We start from the raw sequence: 25079 nt of genomic DNA, 5'->3' as shown, positions 1-25079 counted from the left end.
GGGAGGATCGAACCGTGCACGATGATGACCGGCTTGCCGTCGAGCTCACCGCCGTCGTCGTCGGCGGCGAGGTCGAGCGGCTGACCCGGCTGCTACGGCGTCACCCGGAGCTGGCTACCGCATCGGTGGTGGATCGCAACGGGGGCGTACGGTCGCCGCTGCACCTGCTGGCCGACGCTCCCGGCCACCGGCCGCGCGCTGCGGAGACCGTGCGGGTGCTCGTCGGCGCGGGTGCCGACCCGGAGGCCCAGGCCGGCGGGATGTGGCACACCGAACGGCCGCTGCACTGGGCGGCCAGCAACGACGACGTCCTCCTGATCGACGCGCTGCTCGACGCCGGCGCCGACCTCGAGGCCCTCGGCTCGTCCATCGACGGCGGCCCGCCGCTGTCCAGCGCCGTCGGCTACGGACAGTGGCACGCGGCGCGCCGGCTGGTCGACCGGGGCGGCCGGACCGAGCTCTGGCATGCCGCGGCACTCGGCCTGCTGCCCGTCGTCGCACGCCTTACCGAGGACGCGACCGACCTGGACGGGCCGCTCTGGAACGCCTGCCGAGGCGGTCAGCTCGCCACTGCGAGGTTCCTGGTCGAGCGCGGGGTCCGCCCAGGTGGGTGGCGTCGTGGTCCGGCGGGACGGCGCTCGATGCCGCGCGCGCCAGCGGGAACCGGGAACTCGTCGAATGGCTGGCGTCGGACGTCGGCTGACCGCGTGACGGACCGACCGGGGACTCCGCGCGACCCCCGGCCCTCGTGACCAACGGCTAAAGACGTGTCCGGCGATGATCGCGTGTGCTGTCTGGTCCGTTCGTAGCCCGCGCATCGGTCCCGGCCGATGCTCCAGTGGACTGTGATCAGCCTCGATCGAAGGTCAGCGCGCCCATCATCGCCGTCGAGTCCTCGGCGCCGAATGCGGTGCGTACCACGCCGGGATGGAGCACCGTGGCGGTGACGCCGGTGCCGTCCAGGCGCCGGGCCAGTTCGTAGGTGAACACGAACTTGGCGAGCTTGGACTGGTTGTAGGCCCGCTGACCGGAGTACTTCTGCTCGCCCATCAGATCGTCAAAGTCGATCTTCCCCATGGCCTGTGCGCCGGAGGACACCGTGACGACGCGCGCGGGTGTGCTCTGCTTCAGCCGGTCCAGCAGCAGGTTCGTCAGCAGGAACGGCGCGAGGTGGTTGAGCGCGAATGTGTGTTCCAGGCCGTCTGCGGTCAGATGCCGGTGGGCCCAGAACCCACCGACGTGGTTGACCAGCACGTCCAGCCGAGGATAGGCGGCGAGCAGCTCGCCGGCCAGCCTGCGAACCTCGGCCTGCGAGGACATGTCCGCGGCGAACACGTCCACCGCGGAGTTGCCCGTTTCACGGGCGATGCCGGCGGCGGCCCGCGCGCGAGCCTCGTCTCGGCCGGTGATTGCCACGCGGGCGCCGAGTGTGGACAGGCCGATCGCCGTCGCCTTGCCGATGCCGCCGGTGCCGCCGGTCACCAGGACCGTCTTACCGGCCATCACGCCGGAGGGGTTCTCAGTCATCGCGATTCCGTCTCGGGGCGGGATGCGGGGCGGACGTCGTCAGCGGACGATCTTGAAGTTGAACATCGGGGTGCCCAGGGCGTTCCACAGCCGCAGCCAGACCGGCAGCAGCATCTCGGTGCCGCGGGCGGTGGAGATGTCGCCGAGGTCGATGACGTCGGTGTGGCCGAAGCCCTCCAGCAGGCTGGTGGCGATCTTCTTGGCGTCCTCGTCGTTGCCGGAGATGAACGTGCTGTGGTCGCCGCCAGCGAGCTGGTGCGGGTCGACCATCAGGAAGGCATTCATCGTGTTGAGCGCCTTGACGACCTTGGCGTCGGGGAACTCGCGCTGGATCTGCTCGCCGAGGGAGTCGGTGTCCTTCACGAACAGGGTGGGCGGCATGCCCTGGGAGAAGTCCAGCGGGTTCGCGATGTCCACGAGCACCTTGCCGGCGAGGTTCTCGGCTCCGGCCAGGCGCAGCGCCTCGATCGACACGCTTCCTGAGGTGGCGTTGACGATCAGGTCAGACTCGGCCGCGGCCTGGGCGAAGGTAGCCACCGTCACCGCGGGGTGTGCGGCGGCCCAGGCGGAGAACGCCGGGTTGCCCATGCCGTCGGGCTGGGTGCGGGCCGTGGTCGCGGCGCAACAAGCTAACAGACAAGTCTGTCTAGTCAAACTGCTCAGGGCTGAATGACATGACGAGCGTCATAGAACCGCCATACGGACCTGTCTGTATCCTCGACCGCGAGTCCCTGGTCATCCAAGCGAGGAGGTGCGGCCCGATGAACGAGCAGGTCACGCAGCGGCAACCGGCCCGCGAGCGCATCCTCGATTCCGCGTTCCGGCTGTTCTACGCGTACGGCCCCCGAGGGGTCGGCGTCGACACCGTCATCGCCGAGTCGGGCGTCGCCAAGGCCACGCTGTACAAGCACTTCCCGCGCAAGGATGACCTGGTCCTGGCGTACCTGGACAAAGTTGATCAGGCATGGTTCGGGCAGCTGCGCGCCGCCGCCCGCGCCGCCGGCGACGACCCCCGTACGCAGATGGTGGGCATGTTCGACGCGCTGAGCTCGGGTTGCCGCCGCGAGGGCTACCACGGCTGCGCGTTCATCAACACCGCCGCCGAATCCGAGACGGGCACCGACGTGCACACCCGCACCGTCGAGCACAAGCAGGTCGTTCGCGCGTTTGTTACCGACCTGGCCCGCCGCGCCGGCGCCGCCGACCCTGAACTGCTGGCCCGCCAACTCACCCTGCTGCTCGACGGCGGGCTCGCCTCGGGCGTGCTCGACGTCGATCCGGCCGCCCCGGCCGCCGCGAAGGCCGCTGCGCAGGCGCTCGTCGACATCGCCTGCCCGGCCGCCTGACCGCCTGTCCATCCCTTGACCCCCGGAGACGAACGCAATGCCCGGCACCCTGCTCATCCTCGCCCACCCCGATCTCGGCGCCTCCCGCATCAACGCCGCGCTGGCTGCGGGTGCCCGCGAGGCTGATGGCGTTACCGTCCACGACCTGTACGCCGCGTATCCCGGCTTCGCCATCGACGTGATCCACGAGCAGCAGTTGCTGCTGGCGCATGACCGGATCGTGCTGCAGTATCCGACCTACTGGTACGCCACACCGGCGTTGCTCAAGCACTGGCTCGACAGCGTCCTGCAGCGCGGGTTCGCCTACGGCGGTGGCACGGCGCTGCGCGGCAAGACCCTGCAGGTCGCCACCACCACCGGTGGACCCGCCGCTTCCTACCAGCCCGAAGGGCACAACCGGTACACGATGGCCGAGCTGCTCCTGCCGCTGCATGCCACCGCGAACCTCTGCGGCATGCGCTTCGCTGAGCCGCTGGTCGTCCACGGCGCTGGATACCTCTCCGATGAGGACCTCAGCCTCGCCACCAAGAACTATCGAGAGCACCTGGCCCGCGAGCAGTTCTGATCCACGGCTGCCGAGCACAGGCCAGGCGCCTGGGCGGCTGACCTGGCCCGCCGCGGCGAAGGGTGTCGCGGGTACTGGTCGAGACCGCCTGCCCCGCCGGGGCTGACCGCGTCGGAGACTGACCCTTTCAGAAGGTGTAGCCGCCGGCGCACACGAGCATCTCACCGGTGATGTAGTCCGCTTCGGGCGGGCAGCGGCCCACTGCTCGTCGCTGGTCTTCTGGATCACCGCGTCCCACGGGTAGCCGGCGTTGTTCGCGGCCATCACGGGATGAGAAGTCCCCAGTAAACCGCCCAGGGTAGGAACAGCAGGCCGGCGGCGATGAGCAGGACGAGTCGGGCCCGGTGGGCGTGGGTGAGGTCGCGATGGTGGCGTAGCCACGACAGCGCGGTCGCGGCGGTGGCGATGATGGTGGCGGCGGCGAGGACCTGCAGGACGAGCCAAGGTATCGGGCGCCCGATCAGCACGGGTCCGGCGATGTTCGCCGCCGTGGCCATCATGAAGAAGACGTAGACGATCAGGCCCATCGTGGTTGCCAGGCCGGTAGCGGCCAGCCAGCGTGCCGAGCGCCGTACCAGCGGTGCGCCGCGACGCCCGCCGAGACGGCGTACGGCGGTGGTCAGCGGGTAGCGGGTCAGTAGCACGGTCATGTTGGCGTCCGGGTCCAGCAGCAGCCGCACCCCGGTGGTGAACACAACGCCTGCGCCACCGGCGTGGCCAGCGTGCTCGGCGCCGCTGGCCGGATCGACACGGCGGGGTCACCGGGATCCGCGGGGCGCCAGCGGGGGACCCGTCGAGGCCCGACCGCTGACGCCCGGCCCGCGTGTCAGGCCGTCGATGTGACGGGCCGCACCCGCGGACGCGGCAGGAGGAGCGCGGCGACCAAGGCGCCGACCAGGCACCCGCTGGCGTTCACGACGATGGCGGTGGTGACGCCGGTGAGGACGGTGTCGGCGCTCTCGCCACCGAGGGAGTTGACCGTGGCGGCGACTACGGCGGACATGACCGGGATGCCCATCGTGATGCCGACCTGCTGGCTCAGGGTCGCGATGCCGGTGGCCAGCCCTTGCTCGTCGTCGGGCAGACCGGAGGTGGCGGTGACCATGAACCCGACGATCGCCACCAGGTTGGCCACGCCGCCGACGAAGGTGGCGGCCAGCAGCAGGACCACCCAGGCGTGCGCCGGGCCGAGGAGTAGTAGGGAAAGGGTGGCGGCGGCCTGCACGCCGAACCCGGCAACGAGAGTCCGCCTGTCGCCCCACCTGGTGATGATCCTGGGTCCGACCAGCCCGCCGAGCACCGTGCCGATGCCGAGGACGGCGAAGGACGCACCGGCGATCAGCGGCGGGTAGCCGAGCACTTTCTGCAGGTAGAGGGTGAGTAGGAAGACCAGGGAGGTTTCGGTAGCGAAGGCGAGCAGTCCGGCGGCGTTGCCCCACCGGACGGTCGGCCGGCGCAGGATAGCCGCGGGCACCAGCGGCGCGGTGACGTGCCGCTCCACGATCCAGAACACGACAAGCAGTACGGCTCCCGCGCCCAGCGTCGCCAGGGCCAGCGGGTCGCCCCAGCCCTGCTCCCCGGCGGTGGTCAGCCCGTATACGATCGCGAGCAGCCCGCCAGTGACTGTGACTGACCCGAGCAGGTCGAGGCGGGGACGCCGCGCGGGCCGGCTCTCGGCCACGACGAATGGGGCGACCGCGAGCACCGCGACCGCGACCGCGACGTTGATGAAGAACGCTAACCGCCAGGTCAGCAGGTCGGTCAGCAGCCCACCGAGAATCGCCCCGGTAGTGAACCCGGCGGCCATCAGCGCGCCGTTGAGGCCAAGGGCCCGCTCACGGGCCGGTCCCTCGGGAAACGACGTGGTCAGCAGCGACAGCGCGGCCGGGGTGACCGCGGCGGTGGCCAGACCCTGCGCCACCCGGGCGACGATCAACATCTCTGGATTGGTGGCGGAGCCTCCGACTAGGGACGAGGCGCCGAGCAGCGCGACGCCGGCGAGGAAGAGCCGTCGCCGGCCGAACAGGTCGGCGATCCGCCCGAAGAGCAGAGTGAAGCCCGCCGCGCAGAGGGCGAAGGAGGTTGCGATCCACTGCAGGTTCTCCAGGGAGAGCCCGACATCGCCCCCGATCACCGGCAGCGCGACGTTGAGGATGGAGAAGTCCACCGCGAGGGTGAAGCTGGCGGTCAGCAGCACGGCGAGGGCGAGACGGTCCCGTCGGCTCATTTCGTGGGTCGCCGGCGCGATGGCCGGGTCGGGCTGGTCCAGGCGCGTCATCGAGGGTGTGGTCCTTTCCTGAGCATGGCCGCAGGTCCGAGCGGCACGGCCGCTCGTGGTATCCGCGATGTCGACACCACCCTCGACCGCACCGGCACGCCCAACCAGCGCCCTGGCCTGCCTGGTCTCCGGCTGCCTGGCACGGACAGGGACAGGCAGCGGGGCCCGGCACCGGGCACCATGGGGTGATGGACGGTGAGCACCTGCCGAGCACCGGTGAACTCGGCGACTTCCTGCGCAGCCGACGCGCCCAGGTCACTCCGGAGGACGTCGGTGTCGTTTCTTACGGCGCCCGGCGGGTCCCCGGCCTACGCCGTGAGGAGCTGGCCCAGTTGGCCGGCGTGAGCCCCACCTACTACACCCGGCTGGAGCAGGGGCAGAGCACCAACGCGTCGGAGTCGGTGATCGAGGCGATCGCGCGCGCCCTGCGGTTGACCGACGACGAACGGGCCCACCTCTACGACCTCGCCCGCCCCCGGCCCGGCAAACGGCGGCGCCCCAGCCGCCCGGATACCGCGAGTCGGGGCATCCGACAGCTGATCACCGCGATGACCGACGTACCGACGTTGGTGCTCGGTCGACGAAACGAGGTCCTCGCCTGGAACCGGATGGGACACCTGCTCCTCGCGGGCCACCTCGACCGTGACGCGCCGGACCGCCCGCAGGACCGGCCCAACCTGACCCGGATGCTCTTCCTCGACCCGCACACCCATGACCTCTACCCCCGGTGGGACGAGGAGGCGGCCCGAGCCGTCGCCTCGTTGCGGTTGGTGGCCGGCCGGCACGCCGACGACCGGGACCTCGCCGCGCTGATTGGGGAGCTGTCGATGAAGAGCACCGCGTTCGCCGCCCTCTGGTCGAAGCATCCCGTGCAGAACTGCGTGTCCGGCCGGAAGCACCTGCGGCATCCAGAGGTGGGCGAACTCGAACTGGACTTCGAGGCCCTGCACCTCCCGGACGGCGCCGGACACCGACTGATGACGTACACCGCCGTGCCGGGATCACCCACCGGGGCCGCCTTGCGGCTGCTTCAGGCAGGTGTCGGGACGGAGGGCGCCGTTGCGTTGTAGGACGGGGGGTGTTGAACCCCGTGCTGGGTCCGCGGTCAGATCGCTTGGGCGCCGACAGCGGCGCACCCGTCTCCAGCAGGATCCTGAGGCCGGTCAGCAGCTCCGGCCACCGCTATCGTCGCCGGTCCGGACGATGCGGCTAATGGGTGCGGTCAGCGTGGCCCGTGTGAGGTGATGGCGGCGACCCACAGGGCAGTCATCTGGTCCCGGCGCCGTCGGCTCAGCAGCGCGAAGCACACGGTGAGCACCACCAGGTCGGAGTGGTCGCCGGTTACCTCCACCTCGACGGCCCCGCCCCGCAGCGCCGAGGCCCGCGCCGCGATCCGGCCGGTGTCGCAGGTCAGCAGGGCCCGGTAGTGCCGGAATCCGCGCGTGGTCTCCCACCGGCCCAGGAGATCCCGCCGGGCCAGCGGCGGGTCGAGTTCCAGCGCGGTGGTCCCGGGCGGTCCGGCGGTCACCCGCCTCCGACGGGGGCCGTGGGACCGCACCGACCAGGTCCCCTCGGCCGTCGTCGCCTCGGCGTGGACCAGCCCCCGGCCGGTCCGCAGGGTCCCCTGTGGGATATCCGCTCCGGTGCTGAGCGTCCAGAACCGGCGGGCGGTCCGGCGCAGCGTCATCGTGGTCATGTCAGCCCCGTTCTCGTGGTGGTCGAACGGTGTGCCGGTCACCGGGCCGGCGGCTCGGGGCGGACCAACCCCACCTCGTAGGCGAAGACGACTGCCTGGACCCGGTCGCGCAGGCCGAGCTTGGTGAGGATGGCCGAGACGTGGGTCTTCACCGTGGCGGTGCTCAGGTACAGCCGCTCCGCGATCTCCGCGTTGGACAGCGCCCGCGCGGTCAGCGTGAGCACCTCCACCTCCCGGGCGGTGAGCGTGGCCAGCTCCCGGGATGAGGAGGCCGCCGGACCGGGGAGCCGGTCGGCGAACCGGTCCAGCAACCGCCGGGTCACGCTGGGTGCGAGCAGCGCCTCGCCGCGCGCCACCACCCGCACCGCCTCGGCGAGCTCCGCCGGACGGGTGTCCTTGAGCAGGAAGGCGCTGGCCCCGGCGCGCAGCGCCGCGTAGACCGGCTCGTCCAGGTCGAAGGTGGTGAGCATGATGACGCGGGCGGGGTTGCCGGCGGCCACCAGCTCGCGGGTGGCGGCGATGCCGTCCTGCCGGGGCATCCGCACGTCCATCAGCACCACGTCCGGGCGGGTCCGGTTCGCCACCGCGACCGCCTCCGTCCCGTCGGCCGCCTCGCCGACGACGGTCAGGTCCGGCCGGGCGTCGATGATCATCCGCAGCCCGGCGCGGATCAGGTCCTGGTCGTCCGCGACCACCACCCGGATCGTCATCGGGACACCTGCACGGGGAGCCGGGCCTGCACCCGGAACCCGCCCGCGGGCAACGGGCCCGCGTCGAGCGTGCCGCCCAGCAGCCGGGCCCGCTCCCGCATGCCGAGGATGCCGTTGCCCTCGCCGACGCCCGGCCGCCGGCCGGGCGCGACACCGTCGTTGACCACCTCCAGTCGCAGCACGCCGTCGTCGTAGCGGAGGCTGACCTCGGCCCGGGTGGCGTGGCCGTGCTTCAGGGCATTGGTCAGCGACTCCTGCACGATCCGGTACGCCGACAGCTCCACCCCGCCGGGCAACGCGTCGGCGACGCCGTCCCGGTGCATGGTCACCTGGAGGCCGACCGCCCGCACGGCGTCGGCGAGGGCGTCGAGCTGCGCCAGCCCTGGTTGCGGCCCGTCCGGGTCAGGGCCGGCGTCGGTGGCCAGAGCGTGCAGCATCGCCCGCAGCTCGGTCAGCGCCGACCGGGCGGCCACCTGGATCGAGCCGAGCGCGGCCCGGGCCTGGTCGGGGCGCTGGTCGAAGACGTCCTCGGCGGCGGCGGCCTGTACCGCGATCACGGCGACGTGGTGGGCCACCACGTCGTGCAGCTCCCGGGAGATCCGTTCCCGTTCCCGGGCGATCAGCTGCCGCCGCCGGGCGCCGCGCCGCTCGGCCTGGCCGCGTTGCAGCTCACCGACCGTCCAGCCGAGGCCGAGCCCGATGACCGCGAAGAGCAGGTCCCGCCAGCCGCCGGTGACCAGCTTCCACGGCGTGGGCGCGACCAGCAGCCCCAGCGCGATCAGGGAGACCCGGGGCGGGCGGAGCCGGGCGACGTACGACAGCGGGGCCGCGACCAGTCCCAGCCAGCCCAGCTGCGGGCAGAGCGCCTCCAGCCCGACACCGGCCAGCGCGGCCACCGCGAGGGCGTACGTCGGATGCCGCCGGATCCAGAGCAGGCAGCTGGCCTGGAGGACGGCCAGCCCGACGGCGACGGCCGTCCCGCCGGGGGTCGCCGGGCCCTGGTCGGAGGCGGCCACGAACGGCACGGCGACGGCGAGCAGCACGGCGGCGATCCCGCCGTCGATCAGCAGGAGCACGGTGGATTTCGACCAGCGGCACATGACCCGGATGTTAGGCGTCCATCCGGCCCGGCCTCATCGGTCGCGAGACGGAGATCCCGGCCCGCCTGGTCCGCCGGACGTACCCGGGAACCGGTCCGCGGCGCGATCCGTGGGCCGCCCTGCCGCGCCTACCGTGCCGTCAGAAGTCGTTCGCGCAACCACTGTGGAGGTACGTCATGGACACCGTCATCACCGGACAACCGCACACCGCCGGCGTCGTACGGCCGACGCGGCGACGCGCTCGTGCCCTGGCGGTCCTCGGCGCCGCGGCCGCGGCCCTCGCCGTCTGGGTGGTCGCCGTCCCCCTCGCCGGGGTGGACCTGGCCGTCCGCAACGGCGCCACCGAACAGCCGGTCGGCCCGGGCGCCGTGGCGGTCTCCGCCCTGCTGGCGGGGCTGGCCGCTTGGGCGCTGCTCGCCGTGCTGGAGCGGTTCACCCGGCGGGCCAGGCCGGTCTGGACCGGGGTGGCCGTCGCCGTGCTGCTGGTGTCGATGCTGGCACCGCTGGGCGGGGGAGTGGGCGCCGCGGCGAAGCTCACCCTGGCCCTGATGCACCTCGCCGCCGCACTGGTCATCCCGGCGCTGCGTCGCACCGCCACCGCCCCGGTGACGCCGGAGGCCGCTGCTCGCCGGTGACACCGCCGCGCCCGCCGGCACCCCGGACGACCGCCGCCCGGGGTGCCGCCGGCCTGCTCACCCGTAGATCGCGAGGTCCGGGTCCGCGGCGATGTCGGCGAGCTGGTCCACGGTCAGCGGTGGGACCGGCGCCACCACCACGGCCTCGTGGACCGGGCCGTCGCCCTTGCTGGACGGTCGGCCCGACGGGTCCTGTCCGCCGCTCGCCGCGCCCTCGTTGCTCGTCCGGACGGCGACCACCGTGCGGCCGGTGTAGAGGTACACGGAGCTCTGCCGGACCTGCGACCCGGGCTCGTCGACGGGGCCGAGGCGGTCGCCGACGATCATCACCTCGCCGTGTGGGCCGACCCGGCGCACCTCCCGCTGTCCGAGGGCGACGAGTTCGGCGGCGGTGGCGGGCGGCTGGACCTGCGCGAAGATCAGCACGTCCAGGTTGCCGCGACCGGCGGGGGAGTAGACCTCGGCGCTGGCCACGTACTGCGGCTGCCGCGCCGCCCCCTCGGTCTCGAAGCGCAGCGCCTTCGCGTGGAAGGCGGGGGCGAACCTCGCGTCGGGCATCAGCCGGGTGACCGCTCGGGCCAGCGCGCAGTCCAGACGGTCCAGCACCGTGGCCTCCACGACGGGATGGGCGGTGGCCGGCGGCAGCGACCGGGCCGGCCCGGTCGCTGCTCCGCGCAGCTCCGGGCAGACCGCGCCGAGGTCGGCCGGCGCCCCGGGGGCGGTGGCCGGCGCGTTGCCGGTCACGGTGAGCACGCCGGCGACGGCGACGGCGGCGAGCGCCCCCGCGCTGACCCCCACGGCGGTGCGGCGGCGCCGCTCCCGGCGTCCACGGGCCAGCAGCGCCACCGAGGTGAGCGACATCGGGGGCTCACCGGTCGAGACGTGCTCCCGGATCGCCGCGGTCAGGTCCTGCTCCTGCATGGTCACTCCCCTCGCAGTGCCGGCTCGGCGAGCGCCGCGCGCAGCTTGTCCAGCCCTCGGGCCGTCTGACTCTTCACCGTGCCCTGGGAGACGCCGAGCAGCTCGGCCGCCTCCGCCACCGACACGTCCTCCAGGTGGCGCAGCACGACCAGCGCGCGTTGGCGGGGCGGCAGGGCGTCGAGCGCGGCCCGCACCCGCAGCGCGGTGGCCACATGCGCCTCGTCGCCGGTCACCCGGACCTCGGGTGGCTCGGCCACCAGGCGTTCCCGGCGGCGGGACCGCCGGTTGGACAGGAAGGCGTTGACCACGGCGCGGCGGGCGTACGCGTCGATGGTTCCGGGTTCCAGCCGGCGCCAGTGTCGGTACAGCTGCAGGAACGTCGCCTGCGCCAGGTCCTCGGCGAGATGCCAGTCGCCGCACAGCCCGTAGGCGAGTCGCCGCAGCGCGGCGGCCCGCGCCGCGAAGTAGGCGGCGTAGTCGGACTCCCAGGTGGAGTCTTGTCTCCAGATCACACGTTCTGTACGCCGCAACGGCGTCCGGGGTTGCACGCGGCGTCCGGGTCGGTGGTCGCCGGATGCGGCGGTGCCGGCCGCCAGTCAGGCCGCAAACCAGCCTCCTAGGATGCCGTAGGCGCGGTGACGCGCACCACGGCGGCCGCTCTTGGTCGCCACGGCCGGCCCATCGGCTGCGCGACTAGGGGAGGAGGCCGGCGCGGCGGGCGGCCACCACGACCTCCAGGCGGGTGTGCGCGCCGAGCTTGCGCATCGCCGAGCGCAGGTAGCTCTTCACCGTCTCCGGCCGCAGCCCGAGCTGGTCGGCCACGTTGGCGTTGGTGCAGCCCAGCGCCACGCGGGCCAGCACGTCGGTCTCCCGGGGGGAGAGCGGGCTCGCCGGGCCGGGCGGGGCGCCGCCGGGCGCGGTGGCTGCGCCGGCGAGCCGGTCGGCCACCGCGTCGAGCCGGTCCCGCAGCGCCGGGTCGTCGATCCGATGCAGCAGTCCGCGCAGCTCGGCGTGGGCCTGCCGGACCTCCTCCCAGTCCGGGCCGACGGCGGCCGGGGTGGGGGAATGGCCGCCGGCCGCGGTCCCGGGGGCGGCCGTCCGCAGGGTCGTCAGGGCGTCCCGGGCGGCGTCCCGGTCGCTCAACCGGCGTTCCAGTTCGCGGCCGGCGTCGACGGCGGCGGCCACGAGGCGGTCGCCGAGGAGCAGCCGCTGGCGGACCGCCCCGTACAGCACCGCGCGTACCTGTCGGCGTACCACGACCGGGACGGCGACGACGGAGTGCAGCCCTTCGGCGGCGACCGGGCCGTCGTACTCGTGGCTGATCGAACGGGCCACCGGGTAGTCGTCGACCCGTACCGGCAGTCCCAGCGCGAGGGCCTTGCCGCCGAGGCCGGCTCCGGCCTGGATGGCCAGCCCGCGCAGCGCCCCGGTGGTGGTGCCGGCCAGCTCGGTGATGGTCATCCGGGCCTGCCCGCCGGGCTGGACCAGGCCGCCGAACGCCACCGGCAGGCCGGTGCCGCGCAGCAGGTGCAGCAGGGCGCGGCGGACCTGGTCGCCGTCGTCGTGCGGGTACAGCGGCTCCACCTTCCTCACCTCCCCGGCGGTCCGGCACCCCACGGCCACCCCCGTCCGGGGGTGGTGAGACGCAGGTCACCCGATCGAGGATCAGGGTACTGCGCGCGGCACCGTCCCCCACCGCCGCGCGCCTGGCGACAGGAAGGACACCCCACCATGCCCACCGCCGGCACCGACGCCTTCCGGGAGGCGCGCGACCTTCTGCTCGCGCACCGCGAGGACTACGACACCGCGTACGAGAAGTTCCGCTGGCCGCGCCTGGACGAGTTCAACTGGGCACTGGACTGGTTCGACGTGCTCGCCGAGGGCAACGACGCCCCGGCGCTGTGGATCGTCGAGGCCGACGGGGGAGAGGGGCGCTGGTCGTACGAGGAGCTGTCCCGCCGCTCCAACCGGGTGGCGAACTGGCTGCGGGCCCGGGGGGTGCGGGCCGGGGATCGGCTGATCCTGATGCTGGGCAACCAGTTGGAACTCTGGGAGACGATCCTCGCGGCGATCAAGCTGCGCGCCGTGATCATCCCGGCCACACCGCTGCTCGGCCCCGCCGACCTGGCCGACCGCGTCGAGCGGGGCGCGGCCCGGCACGTGGTGGTCGGCGCGAAGCACACCGGCAAGTTCGCCGAGGTGCCCGGCGACTACACCCGGATCGCGGTCGGCGCCCCCGTCGACGGTTGGCACGCCTACGCCGACGCGTACGGCGAGCACGACGCGTTCACCCCCGACGGGGTGACGAAGGCCGACGACCCGCTGCTGCTCTACTTCACCTCCGGCACCACCGCCCGGCCCAAGCTGGTCGAGCACACCCACTCCTCGTACCCGGTGGGGCACCTGTCCACCATGTACTGGATCGGGCTGCGCCCCGGCGACGTGCACCTGAACATCTCCTCGCCGGGCTGGGCGAAGCACGCCTGGAGCAACGTCTTCGCACCGTGGAACGCCGGCGCGACGGTCTTCGTCTACAACTACTCCCGGTTCGACCCGGCGGGGCTGATGGCGGCGATGGACCGGTGCGGGGTGACCAGTTTCTGCGCCCCGCCGACGGTGTGGCGGATGCTGATCCAGGCCGACCTGACCCAGCTGCGCACCCCACCTCGGTCGGTGGTCGGCGCGGGGGAACCGTTGAACCCGGAGGTGATCGAGCAGGTCGAGACGGCCTGGGGGGTGACCGTCCGGGACGGGTACGGGCAGACCGAGACCACCGCGCAGATCGGCAACCCGCCTGGGGCGCCGGTGAAGCCCGGCTCGATGGGGCGTCCGCTGCCCGGCTACGTGGTGACCCTGGTCGACCCGCTGACCGGCCGGCCGGGCGACGACGGCGAGGTGTGCCTTGACCTGACGCACCGGCCGACCGCGCTGATGGTCGGCTACCAGGGCGACGACGAGCTGACCGGCACCGCGATGCGGGACGGTTGGTACCACACCGGGGACATCGCCTCCCGGGACGCCGACGGCTGGCTCACCTACGTGGGGCGCACCGACGACGTGTTCAAGGCGTCGGACTACCGGATCTCGCCGTTCGAGCTGGAGAGCGTGCTGCTGGAACACGAAGCGGTGGCGGAGGCGGCGGTGGTGCCGTCGCCGGACCCGGTGCGGCTGGCCGTGCCGAAGGCGTACGTGGTGCTCGCCCCGGGTTGGGCGCCGACGGCAGAGACCGCGGCGGCGCTCTTCGCGCATTCGCGGGAGCGGTTGGCGCCGTACCTGCGGGTGCGGCGGTTGGAGTTCGCCGAGCTGCCGAAGACCATCTCCGGCAAGATCCGCCGGACCGAGCTGCGTGCCGCCGAGCGGGACAAGCACGCCGACGCGCAGGCCCGCCCGGCCGGCGAGCACCGCGAGGAGGACTTCCGGTGAGCCTGCCCTCGTACGCCAGCGGGATCTCCGACACCCCGCTGCTCGGTGACACCATCGGGGCGAACCTGGCCCGCGCCGTCGAGGCGTACCCGGATCGGGTGGCCCTGGTCGACTGCCCGAGCGGCCGGCGGTGGACGTACGACGAATTCGGCCGCGCGGTGGACGCGCTGGCCCGCGGCCTGCTCGCGGCGGGTGTGGCCAAGGGTGACCGGGTCGGCATCTGGGCGCCGAACTGCCCGGAGTGGGTGCTGGTCCAGTACGCCACCGCGGCCATCGGCGCGATCATGGTGAACATCAACCCGGCCTACCGTCGGCACGAGCTGGAGTACGTGCTGAACCAGTCCGGGGTGAGCGTGCTGGTGTCGTCGCCGGGCTACCGGACCAGCGACTACCGGGGGATGGTGGAGCAGGTCCGGCACGCCTGCCCGGGGCTGCGGCGGGTCGTCTACCTCGGGGAGTCGAGCTGGGACGACCTGGTCGGTGGCGCGGTGGCGGTGCCGGCGGCGCGGCTGGTCGAGCGGGCGGCGGAGCTGAGCTGCGACGACCCGATCAACATCCAGTACACCTCGGGCACCACCGGGTTCCCGAAGGGCGCGACGCTGTCGCACCACAACATCCTCAACAACGGCTTCTTCGTCGGTGAGCTGGTGCGCTACACCGAGTCGGACCGGGTCTGCCTGCCGGTGCCGTTCTACCACTGCCTTGAGCGGTACAGCTTGCAGGTAACATCGCCGCCATGGCGAGACCCAAGGGGGGCGGCCCTGTGCGGGCCAGCATCTACGTCCGCATTTCCAAGGACCTCACGGGCGAAGAGCTCGGCGTAGCGCGGCAAGAGGAGAAGTGCCGGGAGCTCTGCGCACGCCTCGGCTTCGAGGTGGGGGAGGTGTTCTCGGACAACGACGTCAGCGCCACGAAGGGGAAGGTCCGGCCAGGCTTCGAGGCACTGCTGGCCAGCCAGCCGGAAACGGTCGTGTGCTGGCACACGGACCGGCTCGTGAGGGTGACGAAGGACCTTGAACGAGTGATCGCGCTCAGCGTGAACGTGCACGCGGTGCGCGCTGGACACCTTGATCTGTCGACTCCCGCTGGTCGAGCCGTCGCCCGTACGGTCACGGCGTGGGCGACATACGAAGGCGAGCAGAAGGCGGAGCGCCAGGCTCTCGCGAACCTGCAAGCGGCGAAGGCGGGCAAGCCCTACACGGCAGGCATCCGCCCCTTCGGGTATGGCGAGGATCACGTGGCGTTCGTTCCGGCCGAGGCTGAGGCCATCCGCGAAGGTGCCTCGATGATCCTTGCCGGTGGGTCCCTGTCGTCTGTCGCCCGGAAGTGGACCGAGGCCGGTCTCCTGTCGCCTCGCTCGATCGCGGCCGGAGCGAAAGCGTGGACCCTGCGAGGGGTGAAGAAGGTACTCACCTCCCCGAGGTACATCGGCCAGCGAACCTACCGAGGCGAGGTCATGGGCGATGCTGAGTGGCCGGCCATCCTCGATGACGCGACCCACTACGCGGTGGTGTCCATCCTGTCGAGCCCCGACAGGTTCAGCGGAGGTCCGAGGACCGGCAGGACGGCGACGACGCTCCTGGCTGGCATCGCAGTATGTGGCGTGTGTGGGGAGACCGTGAGCGGCAGGGGGTACCGGGGGACGAAGGTCTACGGATGCCGTCAGACCCACACGCGTACGCCTCGGGACATCGCCGACGAGAGAGCGGAGAAGGCGACTCTCGCCCGCATGGTGTGGCCCGACTTCCTGCCCACCGTCCTTGCCATGCACGCAGAAGGTGGCGATGCCGACACGGCACACCTGCAAGCCGAGATGAAGAGTTTGCGTGAACGCCTCGACGGTCTCGCCTTGGCCTACGCCGAGGGGGCCATCAGCCTCTCTCAGATGACGGCTGGAAGCGAAGCCCTGCGGGTCAAGCTCGAAGAAGTCGAGTCCAAGCTGTCCGGGGTCACCGGTCTACCTCCCCTCGACCCCGTTTCCGGCATCGCTGGACTCATCGAAGGATGGGCCCACACTCGCTTGCCTGTGAAGCGTTCATGGGTGGCGTTCTGCACGATCGTGACTCTGAGGCCAGCGAACGGGAAACACGCACGGAACATGACGCCAGAGGATCACGTCTCGCTCGACTGGCATCACCTTGCAGGGGATGGCGAGGAGTAGCTGAGCAGGCAAAGGGCCCGGCGGCCCCTCGGCGGTCGGACTCGACGGCTCTGCAAGAGGCCGCAGACACCCATGTATGACAGCGGCCCCCGGCGCTGAGCCGAAGGCCTGCCTGTGTCGCTGTGCGCCCGTCTCAGGCGCTCTCTTCAAGGTGCCGGTACAACCGTGGCACGGGAGACGCCCACGACCTTGGCGATGGCGCTCACGCTCTCGCCCTTGGCCTTCCTGGCGGGCCACGGTGAGCACGTCCCCGTTGATGACGGACGGCCGGTGGGTCGGGTGCTGCCGCACGTCGAGGTGAAGGTGGTCGACCCGGCGACCGGGGTGACCGTGCCGCGGGGCGAGCCGGGGGAGTTGTGCACCCGCCGCTACTCGGTGATGCTCGGCTACTGGCAGGAGCCGGAGAAGACCACCGAGGCGATCGACCCGGCCCGCTGGATGCACACCGGCGACCTGGCCGTGATGCGCGAGGAGGGCTATCTCACCATCGTCGGTCGGATCAAGGAAATGATCATCCGGGGTGGCCAGAACGTCTACCCGCGCGAGATCGAGGAGTTCCTCTACCGGCACCCGAAGATCGCCGACGTGCAGGTCGTCGGCGTCCCCGACGAGCGCTACGGCGAGGAGGTCCTGGCCTGCGTGATCCTGCGTGACGGGCACGACACCCTGAGCGTCGAGGAGGTGGCGGAGTTCTGCCGGGACCGGCTGGCCCACTACAAGATCCCCCGGTACGTGCGGGTGCTGGACGCCTTCCCGATGACCGTCAGCGGCAAGGTCCGCAAGGTGGAGCTTCGCCGCGAGGGCCTGGGCGCGGTGGGCGAGGGCTGACGCTCTACGCTTCCCGGTTGGGTGGCCCCAGGTGCGGCCGTCCCACGGGGGGAGGCCGACGTGGGTCACGTGTTCGTCCGGCTCGCCGGGCACGGGCTGCGGCTGGTGCCGCACTGGCCGTACCGGTTCGCGCGGGCCGCCGGTCCGTCCCTCGTGGAGGTGACCGTCGGCTCCCGGCAAGGCGAGCGCCGGGCGGTGATCGGGCCGGGCGCGGCGTCGGTGCGCGACGTGGTGGACGTCGACGAGGGCCCGGTGACCGGGGACTGGCGGCTGGAGGTAGGGCCGTTCACCCTCTGCTGGCCGGACGGGTTGGAGGTGCAGTCGCCGCAGGACCCGGCAGACCCTACGCCGTGTTACCTGTTCGCGTCCGAACACGCGATGATCTTCCCGCAGGGACCCGCGACCCTCGAACGGCTCGCGGCCCCGGACGCCCTGGTGGCACCGGGTCAGCGGATCGTCGGGCGGCGTCTGCTGGGCGAGGACATCGACGTGGCGGAGTTGGCGTACGAGCATGACGGCGCGCCGTGGTGGCAGGCGCACTGAGTCGTCCCGGTGGGCCGCCAGCGGGCGCTGATCTTCACCGGTCAGGCTCCGGTGGAGGGGTGTGGTCTGGTGCGGGCCGCTGGTGACCGGATGGCCGTCACGCTCTGCTGAGGGGCAACGGTGGCTGGTGCGCTGGGATATCTTGCGCACCGTGACGGAGATCAACAGCAAGCGGCTGGTCCTGCGGGATTGGCGGGAGTCCGACCTGGCACCGTGGGCCGCGATGAACGCGGACCCGCTGGTCCGCGAGCACCTGGGCCCGGTGCTTGACCTCGAGCAGTCCACCGCGTCGGTGCGCGGTTTCCAGCAGGACCTCGACCGTAAGGGCTACGGCTTCTGGGCGGTCGAGGTGCGCGACACCGGCGAGTTCATCGGCTTCACCGGCCTGGACGACGTGGACGACGGGGTGCCGTTCACCGGGGTGGAGATCGGGTGGCGGCTGGCCCGTTCCGCCTGGGGCCACGGCTACGCAACCGAGGCCGCCCACGCCGTGTTGGAGTACGGCTTCGACGTCCTCGGTCTGGCGGAGATCCTGGCCGTCACGACCCCGACGAACCGCCGCTCCCAGGCGGTCATGCGTCGCCTCGGCATGACCACCGACCCGGGCGAGGACTTCGACGACCCGGAGGAGGAGGGTCCGCTGCGCCGGCAGACGCTGTGGGGCCTTCGCCGTCCCGACCCGCGCTGACGCTGTCGTTGGTCCCGGCCTGAGGAGTGGGTCATGCCCGCCAGAACTGGCGGGGCGCATAACCCTCGCGGCGCAGCCAGTGCTCGGTGTAGACGATGCGCTCCGCGGCGACCACCACCAGCGGTCCGGCCGGCGGCTCGTCTAGCGACCGGGACCGCTCCACGTGGTCGGACTGCCACCGGTACGCCGGCCAGTGGTGGTCGAAGTCCGGGTCGCCCGCGGTGAGCACCCGGGCTCGTCCGAACACCTGCGCGCCCCGGCTGCTGGCCTGCCCGACCAGCGGCGCGAAGACGCCGATGGAGACCCGCGGGTCGGCGGCGATGTTGCGCATCTTCGGCGAGGAGCCGACCGCGGTGAACATCAGCGTGAAATCGAGGTGGTGGTAGCGCACCGGGGTGGCGAGTGGCCCGTCCGGGCCGGTGGTGGCGAGCACGCACATGTTCTGCGAGGAGAGCAGGTTGAGGATGCGCTCTTCCAGACGGTCCCGGTCGAGTCGGGCGGTGGGGGAGGGGCCGGCGAGCCAGGGGTTGGTGACGGGCATGGGTGATCTTCTCATCCCCACCCGGCGTCGTCGCGGGCGGCGACAATCGGCTGCGGCCGGGGCGGCCGGCGGGAATCCTGGCGGGATGGACATCGACCGCCACGTGCCCGCCGGACGGGAGGCGGCACGGTCGCCGCTGCCGTCCGCGCTCGGCGGCCGGTGGGACGGCCTCACCCTGGACGTCGCGGCGCCGGACCGCCCCGGGCTGCGCGTCGAGGTCGCCGGCGGGCGCAGGATGCTGATCCGCCAGGGCGACCGGGTTGTCCTGCTGGCCCGGCCCCGGGCCGGCCACTTCGGCGTGCACTACCTCCGCACCGGCCGGTACCGGTCGCCGCTGCCGCCGATCACCGCAGCTCACGCCCGCCGGGTCCGCGAGGCCAGCACGGACGACGACGCCTGGGCGGCGCGGTGGTCCCACGCGTTCACCGGGTGGCTCCACGACACCGGGGAGGGGCCGCTGCACCGTGGGTCGTGGGTCCTCGCCCACGGCATGCCGAGCTGGGGCGTCGTCGGCCACTGGTGGCGGCTGCGGGACGTCGACCCGGACCGGGGCCACATCACCTGGTTCGGTTACGGGGACCCGGTCGAGGACCAGCGGGACGTGCTGCCGCTGCGTCCGTTGTCGCCCGCCGACGACGGACGGGTGCGCGCGTTCCGCAAGCAGGCCCGCGACGGGATGCTGCCGCCGGCGCTGCTGTGGTGGGTGAGCGGGCTGAACACCCTGCTGGTGCTCGACGGACACGACCGGATCGCCGCGGCGCTGGCCGAGGGGACTGTGCCCGGGGTGCTGGTGCTCTCGCCGGCCGTCGACGCCCGGCTGGGCGAGGCCTGGCAGCGGCGGGAGGTCGACGAGTACGCGCACCGGATGGGGCACCTCCACCGCACCTGGGGCGATGTGTCCGTCCCGGCCGTGTCCCGGCGGTTCGCCGCGTCGCTCGGCCACATCGCCCGCAGCGAAGGGACCAACCGGGCCTGGCTGCTGCCGGGTGGTCGGACCGCCTGGGACCGGCTGGTGTCCCAGCTCGCCCCGGACTGGATCAACGACGGCCGGCGGTGATGCCCGGCTGACGGCGTTCGAGGCTGCCCGGCAAGTGTCCAGGGGCAGCCTCGTGCACCTCCCGCGACGCCAGCCGTCGCTCTCTGCGCCATCGACCTTCCCGCAAGTTCCCCCCTGGGCAAACAGGTCCGCCGCCACGTCGAGGAGACGGTCCCTCCGCCTCACCACCGCCTCCGTCCCACAACCGAACCTACGGTTCGGTTGCCTGCAACCGGGAAGGCAGCAGATCGCATTCGGTGTTACGTCCCGAGGAAGGCCGAAGTTCTACTTGCCCTACTCGAGCAGGAGACAGAGAAGATGGCGAAGGCGTACTGGATCAACACCTTTCGGTCAATCAAAGACGAGAAGAAACTAACCGCCTATGTCGAGCTGGCCGGGCCGGCGATGCGCGCCGCGGGTGGCAGGTTCCTGGCGCGCGGACTTCCGGCTCGAGCGTTCGAGTCCGGAATCGTGGAGCGCACGACGCTGATCGAGTTCGACAGTGTCGACGCCGCGGTCGCCGCCTACAACAGCCCCGCCTACCAGCAGGCGCTGCGGGTGCTCGACGAGGGAGCCGAACGCGATCTGCGCATCATCGAGGCGGTGTCCTGAACGCACGCTGTCGGCGGTGCGGTCGAGCCCGCTGGGGCCTGTGCGTGAACGACCTGCTGGGTGGGTGAAAGTCGCGCGACTGCTCCGCGCCTTACCCATGACAGCGCCCCTCGGCGTGGGCGGCAGATTCAGGGATACGAGCGGCAGCCGCGGAGCACGCGCTCCGCGGCTGCCGCTCGTGTCAGCGCAGGTGCGACGGTACGCAGGGCCGGACCGACCCGCTGCCCGTGCCGACCGCCGCAACCGCCACGAGCCGCTCACTCCAGGAGAGTCTCTCCTTCCGCCCCACGCGGACCGCCACCACCGGCATCCCCCGCCCGAGCCGCACTCCCACAGCGAAGCCCTCGCGTACGCCCGCCTCGGTTCCGTCGCCGGCTCCTGCCATGACTGCCCGCTACGAGGCCGCGTCGACCCAGGCGCTGGGCGACACGCGCGCGGCGGAACTCGACAACGAGGGCATCGCCGCGGCACGGGACTGGACTGTGATCGTCACGCTGTCTGCGGGGAGCAGGTTCGCCAGCGCCAGCGGGGCCGAGTGGCGGCAGGACGGGCAGGCGGTCACCTCACCGGGCCACCCGTACCGGCCGGACAATTGCAGACCCTAGGTTCGACGTCCACGCCCCGCTCGCCCAGGCGTCCGAGGAGTGCACGGTGGGCGACAGCCCCGTGCGATGGACTGTGAAACGCTTCGTGGCCTCGCCGAGGAGGCGCCGGAAACGTCAGGAATCAGCCCTCGCCCGCCACAGTGCCAGCGCCAGCCAGGCCGAGCCGACCGCGACGAGCAGGCCGTGTGCGACCCGGACGGCCGCGGGCGTGTAGAACTGCGGAAGGAAGAGGGCGAAGCCGAGTGCGAAGAGGATGCCGCTGGGGCGCGGCAGCACCCCCGAACGCCAGACCGCGACGGCAGTCAGGACGGCCGACACCCCGAGCGCGATCAGGCCGAGCCCGAACGTCGTGATCGCGACCGGGTTGTATCGGACCGTGTCGACCAGGTCGAGCAGGTCGAGAGGCTGGCCAGCGGCGTACTTGCTGGCGATGGCGTGCAGGCCGAAGTCCTCGGCGCCGTAGTAGGGCAGGACGAGTCCCACGCCGATCCAACCGGTCACGACGGCGGCGAAGGCGAGCGGCTCGGCTCGGGTGTGCCTGACCGCGTCGCGTACGGCGAGCAGACCCAGCGTCACCAGGATGAAGCCGATCATGGCGAACAGGTGCGAGGCGACCCAGTAGTTGGAACTCATCGCCCGGGTCGCGCCGTTGACCGTGGATTCGTCGTGCCACGGTCGGGTCGCCGGGTAGAGGACGAACAGGACGCCGGCGACAGCGAGGGCGAGGGCGCCGAGCCGGGTGCGGGCGGGGGAGGTGGGCATCGTGTTCTCCAGCGTCAAGATCAGGTGGGGGGCAAACTCGCGGTGAACATGTGGATCAGTTGCTCGTGGGTGGTGTCCAGGTCCTCGGGCAGGCCGAAGCCGCCGGCCGCCTCGATCGAGGCGAAGCCGTGAACGATCGCCCGCAGGCAGCGGGTGACGTGGATGGCGGCCTCGCCTTCGAGTCCGTAGCCACGCAGCACCGCGAGGAAGACCTCAAGCAGCCGTGCACCGGCGCTCGCCAGGGCCGGGTCGTGAAGTGGATCCGGCGGCATCGCGGCGTGGCGGGCCGGATGTTCGACCGCATAACGACGGTAGGTGTGCATCAGGGTGGCGACGGCGTCGTCGCCGCTGCGGCCGACCAACGCGGTGGTGAAGCGTTCGGTCAGTTCTTCCATGATCCGTACGGCCATCAGTGTCCGCAGCTGAGCGAGGCTACCGACGTGCTTGTAAAGCGAGGGTGCGGCGACTCCGGTGCGTTCGGCGACCGCGGCCAGGGTCAGGGCATCCAGGCCCCGATCATCGATGAGGTCGAGAGCCGCGTCGACGACGGCCGCGGTGGACAGCCCGGCCCTAGGCATGATCGCACTCCCGGCCGCCGGAGCGGGTTTGGGAGAGGGCTTGGCTAATCCTCATAGCCAAAAGGCTACATCGAATAGCCGAGGCCGCCAACACGCTGGTCACGGCGGCTCCGTCACGCCGAAGGGCCCGCGACTCAGGGCTCCTGCCCTCAACGACGCGGATTCGGGGTACGTGGACCAAGGGTGGTGATGAGACGGACCGTGCCGCTGGCGGCCGGGACGAAAGAGCGACGATCGCCGCCACGTACGCCGTCGGCATCCTCGAGATCACGGCAAAGGTGGGAGCCCCGAGCCGACCGCGAAGGAAATCTCGTTCAAGGCCGAGCGCGGCAGGAAGCAGTGACGCCAGACCGCGGTACATCCTCGCCGGCATCTGCATCGTGTCGACGCCGCGTGAGAAATGGCCCCGTGGTTCCGGCTGAAATTTGACCCCCTCCGGGAAGCACTGGGAGGTGCTGAGCGTGGAGGACTGGGCGGAGATCCGTCCGTTGCACCGGGCGGAGGGGATGGCGATCAAGGCCATCGTTCGTCGGCTGGGGGTCTCCCTGGAACACGGTGCACAAGGCTCTGGCAAGTCATGAGCCGCCTCGCTATCAGCGGGCGGTGAAGGGTTCGATCGTGGATGCGGTGGAGCCGCAGATCAGGGCGTTTTTGGCGGAGTTCCCGGACACGCCCTCGACGGTGATCATGGAACGGGTTGGCTGGACCCGGGGCAAGACGGTGTTCTGCGATCGGGTGCAGCAGTTGCGGCCGTTGTTCCGCCGCCCCCACCCGGCCCAGCGGCCCGCTTTTGGGCCACGCCGCGCGGCCCCGGCACGGTTCCATTCCTCAAGCCGCCGCCAGCAGGTCATCCCGGACCCGAACCCCAACTCCTAGCCAGGAGCTCCCACTGGATGCCGGTTTGCAACACGAAGAGGATCCCGCACAACACCTGCCGGTCCGGGATCCGCTTGCGTCCCGGATACCGACGATTGCGCTGCGGCTTGGGCAGCACCGGCGATCGTTGCCACAGCCCGTCCGGCACGATCCACGGCGGCTGCTCACCACGCCTCACGGCCGAACCCTGTAGATCACCCTCTATAAGGGACGGAGGGTCCATAGATCATTTTGTTAGGAGCTCTTAGCTAGGCTGACCCGCATGGCATCTCTGGACGAGGCAGCGCCTCGGGGGTCGGGTGTGCTGCGGCACGCCGCACGGGACCGTGGGTGGGAGCCGGCAACCGTCGGTGACCCGGAGACGGCGCAGGCGATCGAGCGGCACATCGAGCACCACTTCGGACCGATCGCGTTCGTCTGGCACGAGCTGGTCTCCGACCTGGTCCACGTCGACGTGCACGTGGTCGCGCCCACCCCGGAACGCCCGTTCCACACGCTGGTGACCTCCGGCATGAGCGACCGGCCGATGGCGGTCCCGGCCGAGGCGGGCACGAGCCCGTACGCGGAGCTGATGATGTGCCTGCCGGCCGACTGGCCGCTGACCGCCGAGGCGTTCCGGGACGAAAGCGCGTACTGGCCAGTTCGGCTGCTGAAGACGGTCGCCCGGCTGCCGCACGAGTACGACACCTGGATCGGCGCCTGGCACTCCGTGCCGAACGGTGACCCGGCCGAACCGTACGCGCCGGACAGCCCGTTCGTCGGCGTCGTCGTCACTCCGATGCTCTGCTGCGCGCCGGAGGCCCGCACCGTCACCACCGACGGCGGCAAGGAGATCGCCCTGCTCGCCCTGGTCCCGTTGCACGCCGCCGAGGTGCGGTTGAAGCTGACCGAGGGCACCGACGCGCTGCTGGAGGCCTTCGACCGGGTGGCGGTCAGCGAGCTGTTCGACCCGGCCCGGCCGAGCAGCGGGTGACCCTGGACGGGCGTACGCGGGTGTTGGCTCGCCTGGCCGACCAGCTACGGGACCGGCGGGGGTCGCATCCCCTGCGGGTCGCCGTCGACGGTCCCGACGCGGCCGGGAAGACCCGGCTGGCCGACGACCTGGCGCACCTGTTGAGCCCCGAGCGGGACGTGATCCGGATCAGCGTGGACGCCTTCCACCGACCGTCCGCGGTCCGTCGCCGTCGCGGTTCCCTCTCGGCCGAGGGTTACTACCTGGACTCGTTCGACCACGACACCATCGTCGCGGAGGTGCTGCGCCCGCTTGGGCCGGGCGGTGCCGGACGGTACCTGCCGGCCGCCTACGACCACCACCTCGACAAGGCGGTGCCGCCGTCGCACCGGCGCGCCACGCCGGACGCCGTCGTGCTCTTCGACGGCGTGTTCCTCCTGCGCCCCGAACTGCGGGACCACTGGGACGTGACGCTCTACCTGCACGTCGAACCCGACGAGACGGTGCGCCGCGCGCTCGTCCGGGATCTCGACCTGTTCGGCTCGGCCGCCGCGGTGCGGCAGCGCTACCGCGAGCGGTACCTGCCCGGTCAGGAGCTGTACCGGGCCGAGGCGCGACCCCTCGAGCGGGCGGACATCGTGCTCGGCATGGACGACCCGCTCGACCCGGTCGTGCTGAGGTGGGCGGACTGAGCCC

General features: G+C 71.9%; 31 protein-coding genes and 1 pseudogene. 17 read left to right on the top strand and 15 right to left on the bottom strand.

All coding sequences use genetic code 11. From position 1 onward, the window contains the following. Positions 1 to 14: 14 nt before the first annotated feature. Entirely contained in the window at positions 15 to 752 is a 738-nt protein-coding gene (locus OG799_RS10705; RefSeq protein WP_406044873.1) for an ankyrin repeat domain-containing protein, read from the top strand. Between the two features lie 97 nt (positions 753 to 849). Here the strand turns inward: OG799_RS10705 and OG799_RS10700 are convergent, their stop codons facing one another. Next, entirely contained in the window at positions 850 to 1482 is a 633-nt protein-coding gene (locus OG799_RS10700) for an SDR family NAD(P)-dependent oxidoreductase (protein ID WP_406044872.1), read from the bottom strand. Positions 1483 to 1566: 84 nt separating this feature from the next. Beyond that, on the bottom strand, positions 1567 to 2115 hold the full coding sequence (locus OG799_RS10695) for an NADPH-dependent F420 reductase (protein ID WP_406044871.1): 549 nt from the start codon (positions 2113 to 2115) through the stop codon (positions 1567 to 1569). A gap of 173 nt (positions 2116 to 2288) precedes the next feature. On the opposite strand from OG799_RS10695, the gene OG799_RS10690 reads away from it, so the two are divergent. Beyond that, positions 2289 to 2873 (top strand): TetR/AcrR family transcriptional regulator, encoded by a 585-nt coding sequence (locus tag OG799_RS10690; protein WP_406044870.1) that lies wholly within the window; start codon positions 2289 to 2291, stop codon positions 2871 to 2873. 37 nt (positions 2874 to 2910) lie between these two features. Beyond that, positions 2911 to 3438, top strand: a complete 528-nt coding sequence (locus OG799_RS10685; RefSeq protein ID WP_406044869.1) for an NAD(P)H-dependent oxidoreductase — start codon at positions 2911 to 2913, stop codon at positions 3436 to 3438. Between the two features lie 263 nt (positions 3439 to 3701). Here the strand turns inward: OG799_RS10685 and OG799_RS10680 are convergent, their stop codons facing one another. After that, positions 3702 to 4133, bottom strand: a complete 432-nt coding sequence (locus OG799_RS10680) for a hypothetical protein (RefSeq protein WP_406044868.1) — start codon at positions 4131 to 4133, stop codon at positions 3702 to 3704. Between the two features lie 131 nt (positions 4134 to 4264). Beyond that, positions 4265 to 5716 carry an MFS transporter gene (locus OG799_RS10675; RefSeq protein WP_406044867.1) on the bottom strand — a complete coding sequence of 484 codons (1452 nt, stop codon included), beginning with the start codon at positions 5714 to 5716 and terminating at the stop codon, positions 4265 to 4267. 188 nt (positions 5717 to 5904) lie between these two features. Here OG799_RS10675 and OG799_RS10670 point away from each other — a divergent pair, with 188 nt between their 5' ends. Further along, on the top strand, positions 5905 to 6786 hold the full coding sequence (locus tag OG799_RS10670) for a helix-turn-helix transcriptional regulator (RefSeq protein WP_406044866.1): 882 nt from the start codon (positions 5905 to 5907) through the stop codon (positions 6784 to 6786). Between the two features lie 152 nt (positions 6787 to 6938). On the opposite strand, the gene OG799_RS10665 is transcribed toward OG799_RS10670, so the two are convergent. From OG799_RS10665 to OG799_RS10655, 3 genes are read right to left on the bottom strand one after another with little or no spacing between them, the layout of a single operon-like run. Further along, positions 6939 to 7412: a hypothetical protein gene (locus tag OG799_RS10665; RefSeq protein ID WP_406044865.1), complete on the bottom strand. Its 474-nt coding sequence runs from the start codon at positions 7410 to 7412 to the stop codon at positions 6939 to 6941. A gap of 38 nt (positions 7413 to 7450) precedes the next feature. Continuing rightward, positions 7451 to 8122: a response regulator gene (locus OG799_RS10660; RefSeq protein WP_406044864.1), complete on the bottom strand. Its 672-nt coding sequence runs from the start codon at positions 8120 to 8122 to the stop codon at positions 7451 to 7453. Then, on the bottom strand, positions 8119 to 9222 hold the full coding sequence (locus OG799_RS10655) for a sensor histidine kinase (RefSeq protein ID WP_406044863.1): 1104 nt from the start codon (positions 9220 to 9222) through the stop codon (positions 8119 to 8121). The genes OG799_RS10660 and OG799_RS10655 overlap by 4 nt, the downstream gene beginning before the upstream one ends. Positions 9223 to 9398: 176 nt before the next feature. On the opposite strand from OG799_RS10655, the gene OG799_RS10650 reads away from it, so the two are divergent. Beyond that, positions 9399 to 9857: a DUF6069 family protein gene (locus tag OG799_RS10650; RefSeq protein WP_406044862.1), complete on the top strand. Its 459-nt coding sequence runs from the start codon at positions 9399 to 9401 to the stop codon at positions 9855 to 9857. A 57-nt stretch (positions 9858 to 9914) separates the two neighbouring features. On the opposite strand, the gene OG799_RS10645 is transcribed toward OG799_RS10650, so the two are convergent. From OG799_RS10645 to OG799_RS10635, 3 genes are all read right to left on the bottom strand, one after another. Further along, the gene (locus OG799_RS10645) at positions 9915 to 10778 is read right to left on the bottom strand and encodes a hypothetical protein (protein WP_406044861.1); all 864 of its coding nucleotides are present in this window, start codon (positions 10776 to 10778) and stop codon (positions 9915 to 9917) included. 2 nt (positions 10779 to 10780) lie between these two features. After that, the gene (locus OG799_RS10640) at positions 10781 to 11290 is read right to left on the bottom strand and encodes a SigE family RNA polymerase sigma factor (RefSeq protein ID WP_406044860.1); all 510 of its coding nucleotides are present in this window, start codon (positions 11288 to 11290) and stop codon (positions 10781 to 10783) included. A gap of 181 nt (positions 11291 to 11471) precedes the next feature. After that, positions 11472 to 12362 (bottom strand): LuxR C-terminal-related transcriptional regulator, encoded by an 891-nt coding sequence (locus OG799_RS10635; protein WP_406044859.1) that lies wholly within the window; start codon positions 12360 to 12362, stop codon positions 11472 to 11474. A gap of 147 nt (positions 12363 to 12509) precedes the next feature. Here OG799_RS10635 and OG799_RS10630 point away from each other — a divergent pair, with 147 nt between their 5' ends. From OG799_RS10630 to OG799_RS10605, 6 genes are all read left to right on the top strand, one after another. Beyond that, positions 12510 to 14201: an AMP-binding protein gene (locus OG799_RS10630; RefSeq protein ID WP_406044858.1), complete on the top strand. Its 1692-nt coding sequence runs from the start codon at positions 12510 to 12512 to the stop codon at positions 14199 to 14201. Continuing rightward, on the top strand, positions 14198 to 15025 hold the full coding sequence (locus tag OG799_RS10625) for an AMP-binding protein (RefSeq protein WP_406044857.1): 828 nt from the start codon (positions 14198 to 14200) through the stop codon (positions 15023 to 15025). Before OG799_RS10630 ends, OG799_RS10625 begins: the two co-directional genes overlap by 4 nt. Beyond that, positions 14938 to 16362, top strand: a complete 1425-nt coding sequence (locus OG799_RS10620; protein WP_406044856.1) for a recombinase family protein — start codon at positions 14938 to 14940, stop codon at positions 16360 to 16362. The genes OG799_RS10625 and OG799_RS10620 overlap by 88 nt, the downstream gene beginning before the upstream one ends. Before the next feature lie 165 nt (positions 16363 to 16527). Continuing rightward, entirely contained in the window at positions 16528 to 17190 is a 663-nt protein-coding gene (locus OG799_RS10615) for an AMP-binding enzyme (RefSeq protein WP_406044855.1), read from the top strand. A 60-nt stretch (positions 17191 to 17250) separates the two neighbouring features. Beyond that, positions 17251 to 17733 carry a hypothetical protein gene (locus OG799_RS10610; RefSeq protein ID WP_406044854.1) on the top strand — a complete coding sequence of 161 codons (483 nt, stop codon included), beginning with the start codon at positions 17251 to 17253 and terminating at the stop codon, positions 17731 to 17733. Positions 17734 to 17884: 151 nt separating this feature from the next. After that, positions 17885 to 18421, top strand: coding sequence for a GNAT family N-acetyltransferase (locus tag OG799_RS10605; protein ID WP_406044853.1), 537 nt, complete (start codon positions 17885 to 17887; stop codon positions 18419 to 18421). Between the two features lie 31 nt (positions 18422 to 18452). Here OG799_RS10605 and OG799_RS10600 read toward each other — a convergent pair whose 3' ends face one another. After that, positions 18453 to 18962: a pyridoxamine 5'-phosphate oxidase family protein gene (locus tag OG799_RS10600; protein WP_406044852.1), complete on the bottom strand. Its 510-nt coding sequence runs from the start codon at positions 18960 to 18962 to the stop codon at positions 18453 to 18455. Between the two features lie 85 nt (positions 18963 to 19047). Here OG799_RS10600 and OG799_RS10595 point away from each other — a divergent pair, with 85 nt between their 5' ends. Both OG799_RS10595 and OG799_RS10590 read left to right on the top strand, forming a co-directional pair. Then, entirely contained in the window at positions 19048 to 20019 is a 972-nt protein-coding gene (locus tag OG799_RS10595; protein ID WP_406044851.1) for a hypothetical protein, read from the top strand. Between the two features lie 297 nt (positions 20020 to 20316). Continuing rightward, entirely contained in the window at positions 20317 to 20610 is a 294-nt protein-coding gene (locus tag OG799_RS10590; RefSeq protein ID WP_406044850.1) for a DUF1330 domain-containing protein, read from the top strand. A 181-nt stretch (positions 20611 to 20791) separates the two neighbouring features. Here OG799_RS10590 and OG799_RS10585 read toward each other — a convergent pair whose 3' ends face one another. After that, complete coding sequence (locus OG799_RS10585; protein WP_406044849.1) at positions 20792 to 20995, bottom strand: hypothetical protein; 204 nt, start codon at positions 20993 to 20995, stop codon at positions 20792 to 20794. On the opposite strand from OG799_RS10585, the gene OG799_RS10580 reads away from it, so the two are divergent. Next, positions 20994 to 21215, top strand: coding sequence for a hypothetical protein (locus OG799_RS10580; RefSeq protein ID WP_406044848.1), 222 nt, complete (start codon positions 20994 to 20996; stop codon positions 21213 to 21215). The genes OG799_RS10585 and OG799_RS10580 overlap by 2 nt on opposite strands. A 114-nt stretch (positions 21216 to 21329) precedes the next feature. Here OG799_RS10580 and OG799_RS10575 read toward each other — a convergent pair whose 3' ends face one another. Both OG799_RS10575 and OG799_RS10570 read right to left on the bottom strand, forming a co-directional pair. Further along, positions 21330 to 21977: a hypothetical protein gene (locus OG799_RS10575; RefSeq protein ID WP_406044847.1), complete on the bottom strand. Its 648-nt coding sequence runs from the start codon at positions 21975 to 21977 to the stop codon at positions 21330 to 21332. Between the two features lie 20 nt (positions 21978 to 21997). Continuing rightward, positions 21998 to 22555, bottom strand: a complete 558-nt coding sequence (locus OG799_RS10570; RefSeq protein ID WP_406044846.1) for a TetR/AcrR family transcriptional regulator — start codon at positions 22553 to 22555, stop codon at positions 21998 to 22000. A gap of 452 nt (positions 22556 to 23007) precedes the next feature. Here OG799_RS10570 and OG799_RS10565 point away from each other — a divergent pair. Further along, positions 23008 to 23261, top strand: a pseudogene (locus tag OG799_RS10565) (helix-turn-helix domain-containing protein); the annotation flags it as partial. Positions 23262 to 23402: 141 nt separating this feature from the next. Here OG799_RS10565 and OG799_RS10560 read toward each other — a convergent pair. Then, the gene (locus OG799_RS10560) at positions 23403 to 23654 is read right to left on the bottom strand and encodes a transposase (protein ID WP_406044845.1); all 252 of its coding nucleotides are present in this window, start codon (positions 23652 to 23654) and stop codon (positions 23403 to 23405) included. Positions 23655 to 23693: 39 nt separating this feature from the next. Between OG799_RS10560 and OG799_RS10555 the strand changes: the two genes are divergently transcribed. Together OG799_RS10555 and OG799_RS10550 are read left to right on the top strand one after the other, a co-directional pair. Continuing rightward, on the top strand, positions 23694 to 24404 hold the full coding sequence (locus tag OG799_RS10555) for a suppressor of fused domain protein (protein WP_406044844.1): 711 nt from the start codon (positions 23694 to 23696) through the stop codon (positions 24402 to 24404). Continuing rightward, on the top strand, positions 24401 to 25075 hold the full coding sequence (locus OG799_RS10550) for a uridylate kinase (protein ID WP_406044843.1): 675 nt from the start codon (positions 24401 to 24403) through the stop codon (positions 25073 to 25075). The genes OG799_RS10555 and OG799_RS10550 overlap by 4 nt, the downstream gene beginning before the upstream one ends. Positions 25076 to 25079: the final 4 nt, after the last annotated feature.

The organism is Micromonospora sp. NBC_00898 (assembly GCF_045207895.1).
Lineage (GTDB): Bacteria > Actinomycetota > Actinomycetes > Mycobacteriales > Micromonosporaceae > Micromonospora.
Note: the sequence above shows the minus strand (reverse complement) of the source record. Positions and strands in the feature narration are given on the sequence as shown.